This is a genomic window from Bradyrhizobium sp. PRIMUS42, from assembly GCF_023006515.1.
Classification (GTDB): Bacteria; Pseudomonadota; Alphaproteobacteria; order Rhizobiales; family Xanthobacteraceae; genus Bradyrhizobium.
Genome location: NZ_JALBGZ010000513.1, coordinates 1 through 4,712, shown reverse-complemented (window position 1 = coordinate 4,712; position 4,712 = coordinate 1). Strand labels below are relative to the sequence as shown.

The window sequence follows — 4,712 nt, the reverse complement described above, 5'->3', positions numbered from 1 at the left end:
CGGCCTTGGCGTTCTGGCCGGCGACCAGCACCTCGACGTCCGCGCCGAGCGCGGCAGCCGCGGTCAGGGCCTTGTTGGTCGCATCCTTGAGCGACGCATTGTCGTGTTCGGCAATCAGAAGCGTCGTCATCAGAGCACCCCGGCTTCGTTCTTGAGTTTCGACACCAGCTCGGCGACGTCCTTGACCTTGACGCCGGCCTTGCGGCCGGCCGGCTCCGTCGTCTTGACGACCTCGAGACGCGGAGCGACATCGACGCCGTAATCGGCGACGGTCTTGTCCGCGATCGGCTTCTTCTTGGCCTTCATGATGTTCGGCAGCGAGGCGTAGCGCGGCTCGTTGAGACGCAGATCGGTGGTCACGATCGCCGGTCCCTTCAGCTTCACGGTCTGGAGCCCGCCATCGACTTCGCGGGTGACCTTGAAGTCAGAACCTTCGACCTCGAGCTTCGAGGCAAACGTCGCCTGCGACCAGCCGAGCAGCGCGGCCAGCATCTGGCCGGTCTGGTTGCTGTCGTCGTCGATCGCCTGCTTGCCGAGGATGATCAGGCCGGGCTGCTCTTCGTCCGCGACCTTCTTCAGGATCTTGGCGACCGCGAGCGGCTCGACGCTGCCTTCGGCTTTCACCAGGATGCCGCGGTCGGCGCCCATGGCAAGACCGGTGCGGATCGTCTCCGACGCCTGCGCCGGTCCAATGGAGACCACCACGACCTCGGTGGCCTTGCCGGCTTCCTTCAGGCGCAGCGCTTCCTCGACCGCGATTTCGTCGAACGGGTTCATCGACATCTTGACGTTGGCGAGTTCAACGCCCGATCCATCGCCCTTGACGCGGACCTTGACGTTGTAATCGACCACCCGCTTTACCGGCACTAAGACCTTCATCGATCCTCTTTCACTCAATTTGGGAGGGGGGTTATCAACTGGCGCGGAACCTAAAGGCCCGATCTGCCCCGGTCAACGCGCGAACGGGCCTAATTTGAAATGCGGGGGCTCGATGGGTCAGCGGTTCTGGCCCGGAACCCACAGCACGTCGCCGGCACCGTTACCGTTGGTGGCTCGGCTGGCCACGAACAGGAAGTCCGACAGGCGGTTCATATATTGGATGCCAGCTGCGCTGACCGGCTCGCCGGGGCGGGCCGCCAGTTCCACGATCACGCGTTCCGCCCTGCGGCATATCGTGCGTGCCACATGCAGATGGGCAGCGGCCGGCGTGCCGCCTGGCAGCACGAAGGAGGTCAGCGGCGCGAGCTTGTCGTTGAGCGCGTCGATGTCGCGCTCGAGCCGCTCGACCTGGCTCGCCACCACGCGCAGCCGCTCCGCTTTGCCTTCACGTTCGGGGACCGCGAGATCGGCGCCAAGATCGAACAGATCGTTCTGAATGCGGCCGAGCATCGCGTCGAACTCGGGCATGTCGCCGGTATGGAGCCTGACGACGCCGATGGCAGCGTTGGTCTCGTCGACGGTGCCATAGGCTTCGATGCGCAGATCGTATTTCGGACGCCGCTCGCCGGTTCCGAGCGCCGTCGTGCCGTCGTCACCGGTCTTCGTGTAGATGCGGTTCAACGTGACCATGGAGACCTCTTAGTGTTGGGCATGATCCTGGAAAACCGCTTCACACTTTGCGCGAACGCGGCCCTTCGGGTCCGGATCATGCCCTATCGTCCCATCGCCCAGACCGCAGCCATCGCGATGACGATCGCCACGAACTGAAGCAGCACGCGCCAGCGCATCAGCTTCTGCGAGGTGTTGGGCGAGCCGCCGCGCATCATGTTGATGAGACCGAGCAGCAGCACCAACGCCACGGCGCCGACCGCGATCGGTAGGATGAAAGTACTCAGGATAGATGCCATTGGGGGGTGATAACACCGTGCGCGCCGGTCCGCCATGGTGGTCCGGCAACCACCGCCGTCATTCCGGGGCGATGCGCAGCATCGAGCCCGGAATCTATCGGGCCACGTCGCAAGCGGCGAGATGGATTCCGGGCTCGCGCGACGCGCGCCCCCGGAATGACGGCGGGGCGCTTCGCGATCTGGCTTTTGGGGCAATAATGTCAGAAGGTAGCGAGATGACCTCCGATTTGCGCCGCTCGCCTCCCCTCACCTCTCCTCGCGCACGGGGCGAGCGAGCGGCACCTGTCTTGTAGGTCGCGCATGAAAGCGATCCGCTACATCTACGTCGTGTTGGAGGACGCGTTCTACACGTTCCTCGCCGATGACGGCTGGGCGATCGCTAGCCACATCGCGCTGTCGACGCTGATGGCGCTCTTCCCGTTCCTGATCGTGCTGACCTCGCTCGCCGGCTTCTTCGGCTCCAAGGAACTCGCCGACCAGGCCGCCAGCCTGATGCTGCAGATCTGGCCCAAGCAGGTCGCCGATTCGATCTCGGGCGAAGTCCACGACGTGCTGACCACGACCCGCACCGGCATTCTGACCATCGGCGCGGCACTGTCGGTCTATTTCGCTTCCAACGGCGTCGAGGCGCTCCGGGTCGCGCTCAATCGCGCCTATGCGGTGGTGGAGATGCGGCGCTGGTACTGGCTGCGGCTGGAATCGATTGCCTACACGCTGATTGCAGCTTTTACCGCGCTCGCCATGGCGTTCCTGATCGTGCTCGGTCCGCTTCTGATCGAAGCGGCACGGCGCCATATCCCACTATTCGTCGAGTCGAATGAGAGCATCCTCACCTGGCTGCGCTACGGCATCACCATCAGTGCGCTGGTGGTGGCGCTGATCATCCTGCACGCCTGGCTACCGGCAGGACGGCGCGGCTTTCTCCAGATCCTGCCCGGCATCGTCTTCACCATCGTGGCCTCGCTGATCTCCAGCGTCGTGTTCGGACAATATCTGGCCCGCTTCGCCAACAATTACGTGACGATGTATGCGGGGCTCGCCTCGGTGATCATCGCGCTGGTGTTTCTGTACTTCATCGCCGCGATCTTCGTTTACGGCGGCGAGCTCAACGCCGCGATCATCAAGTCGCGACTTCCTCACGGCGTGTCGCTTCAAGCAGCGCAGTCGCTAGCGCCCGCGGAGACACAGGCTTGACCAGGAAGGCGTCGGCGCCCGCCTCGCGCGAAGCCGCCTCGTCCTCGCCGCGACCGGAAACTCCGATGATCGGGATCTGAGCCAACTGCGTCGGCATGGTGCGGATCCGCCGGATGGCTTCGACGCCGTCGATGCCCGGCAGAACCATGTCCATCAGCACCGCATCGAACGCGCCCTGCTCCAGCCGGTTCACGGCGTCCTCGCCGCGCCCGATGAACTCGGCATGATGGCCGAGCTCGGTCAGAATGGTGTTGAGCACGACGCGACCGAACGGATTGTCCTCGACGCTGAGGACGCGCAGCGCCGCGACCGCATCTGGTTCGGCTTCGCCCTTCCTCCCGCGAGATTTGTCCGATCCCGTCGCATCGAGCGACACCGTCAGCGTAAAGGTGGCGCCGCCGCCGCGCCGGGGCGCAACGATGATGTCGCCGCCCATCGCACGCGCCAATTGCTTGACCGAGGATAGGCCGAGGCCAGCGCCGCCGAAGCGCGAGGCGATGGTGACATTGGCCTGGGTGAACGGGCGGAACAGCCGCTTGATCTCGGCCATGGTCAAGCCGATGCCGCTGTCGGACACCGCGAAGGCGACGCCGACCCTTCCTTTGGCCTTGCCCTTGACGGGACGCCACGGCTCGACAGCGAGGGCCACGCCGCCCTGGTCGGTGAATTTCACGGCATTGTCGATCAGGTTCTCGAGCGCGGCGCGCAGGCGGACGGGATCGCCGACCACCAGTCCCGCCAGCTTTTCGGAGATTTCCACCTCGGCCTTCAGCCCCTTGGCCGCGGCCCGGCCGGCCAGCGAATCGCCGGCATTACGGGCAAGCGTTCGCAGGTCGAACAGGTCCTGTCGCAGCGTGCCTCCGCCCTTCCCGGCCCCCTTGCCGGTTCTGGCGGCATCCACGAACAGCGTGGCAAGGCTCGCCAGATGCTCGGCACCGGCCTTGATCGTATCGGCCCAGCGCCGTTCCCGTTCGCCGAGATCGGAGGTCGCGAGCAGGTCGCTGATCGCCAGAATGCCGGTCAGGGGGGTGCGAACTTCATGGGCAAAGGCGGCGAGCGCCGCCTGGACCACATCAGGCGCGACCACCTTGATGCTGCGCTTGCGCAACGGGGCGACCGGCCCGGACCGCTTCCGAGGCGGTCGCTTGGACGTCCGCGTGGTGCGCGCTGCGCGCTTTTTCGCCGCCATGAATCCCCTTCGAAGTATCCCCTTCGAACCCCAGGCTGTCGGCCAAGCATGGCACGGCGGAACCCCCGGAGTCACGGCGACGTTTAGCTAACCCCCAGAGAAACTTAACCTAATCCCACCAGCTGACGGATGGCGGCAGGCGTGATGCCGGCCGCGCGCAAGGCGCGCAGACCGGTCGAGCGGCTCGATTTCGACAGCTTCCGCCCAGTCTCGTCGCAAATCAGCCGGTGATGCCGGTAGGCGGGTTCGGGCAGGCCGAGCAGGACCTGGAGCAGGCGGTGCACTGAGGTGGCGTGAAACAGGTCCTGGCCCCGCACAATCTCGCTGACGCCCTGAAGTGCGTCATCGACGACGACGGACAGATGGTAGCTGGTCGGTGTCTCCTTCCGGGCCAGGATCACGTCGCCCCACGCTTCGGGGCGCGCCGGGACAATGCCGCCCTCGCCGTCGGGGCGCTCGCCGAGCTCGCTCCACGTCAGACC

The 4,712-nt window shown here is 65.4% G+C and carries 6 protein-coding genes and 1 pseudogene; 1 reads left to right on the top strand and 6 read right to left on the bottom strand.

Features of this window, described 5'->3' with window-relative positions:
• From MOV75_RS28100 to MOV75_RS28085, 4 genes and pseudogenes are all read right to left on the bottom strand, one after another.
• A pseudogene (locus MOV75_RS28100) lies at positions 1-130 on the bottom strand (electron transfer flavoprotein subunit alpha/FixB family protein); the annotation flags it as partial.
• On the bottom strand, positions 130-879 hold the full coding sequence (locus tag MOV75_RS28095) for an electron transfer flavoprotein subunit beta/FixA family protein (RefSeq protein ID WP_247006978.1): 750 nt from the start codon (positions 877-879) through the stop codon (positions 130-132). The pseudogene MOV75_RS28100 and the gene MOV75_RS28095, both read right to left, overlap by 1 nt.
• A gap of 117 nt (positions 880-996) precedes the next feature.
• Positions 997-1,569 (bottom strand): cob(I)yrinic acid a,c-diamide adenosyltransferase, encoded by a 573-nt coding sequence (locus MOV75_RS28090; RefSeq protein ID WP_247006977.1) that lies wholly within the window; start codon positions 1,567-1,569, stop codon positions 997-999.
• Between the two features lie 83 nt (positions 1,570-1,652).
• The gene (locus MOV75_RS28085) at positions 1,653-1,847 is read right to left on the bottom strand and encodes a twin transmembrane helix small protein (protein WP_008543342.1); all 195 of its coding nucleotides are present in this window, start codon (positions 1,845-1,847) and stop codon (positions 1,653-1,655) included.
• A 300-nt stretch (positions 1,848-2,147) separates the two neighbouring features.
• On the opposite strand from MOV75_RS28085, the gene MOV75_RS28080 reads away from it, so the two are divergent.
• Positions 2,148-3,041 carry a YihY/virulence factor BrkB family protein gene (locus tag MOV75_RS28080; RefSeq protein WP_246931350.1) on the top strand — a complete coding sequence of 298 codons (894 nt, stop codon included), beginning with the start codon at positions 2,148-2,150 and terminating at the stop codon, positions 3,039-3,041.
• Here the strand turns inward: MOV75_RS28080 and MOV75_RS28075 are convergent.
• Both MOV75_RS28075 and MOV75_RS28070 read right to left on the bottom strand, forming a co-directional pair.
• Positions 2,968-4,230, bottom strand: a complete 1,263-nt coding sequence (locus tag MOV75_RS28075) for an ATP-binding protein (RefSeq protein ID WP_246931349.1) — start codon at positions 4,228-4,230, stop codon at positions 2,968-2,970. The genes MOV75_RS28080 and MOV75_RS28075 overlap by 74 nt on opposite strands.
• Positions 4,231-4,334: 104 nt before the next feature.
• The coding region (locus tag MOV75_RS28070) for a glutamate--tRNA ligase family protein (protein ID WP_247006976.1) at positions 4,335-4,712 on the bottom strand (378 nt) is incomplete at its 5' end.

What these genes read in the sequence shown, in the direction of transcription:
- MOV75_RS28095 (WP_247006978.1), bottom strand. Translation starts at nt 879, where the DNA reads ATGAAGGTCTTAGTGCCGGTAAAGCGGGTGGTCGATTACAACGTCAAG.
- MOV75_RS28090 (WP_247006977.1), bottom strand. Translation starts at nt 1,569, where the DNA reads ATGGTCACGTTGAACCGCATCTACACGAAGACCGGTGACGACGGCACG.
- MOV75_RS28085 (WP_008543342.1), bottom strand. Translation starts at nt 1,847, where the DNA reads ATGGCATCTATCCTGAGTACTTTCATCCTACCGATCGCGGTCGGCGCC.
- MOV75_RS28080 (WP_246931350.1), top strand. Translation starts at nt 2,148, where the DNA reads ATGAAAGCGATCCGCTACATCTACGTCGTGTTGGAGGACGCGTTCTAC.
- MOV75_RS28075 (WP_246931349.1), bottom strand. Translation starts at nt 4,230, where the DNA reads ATGGCGGCGAAAAAGCGCGCAGCGCGCACCACGCGGACGTCCAAGCGA.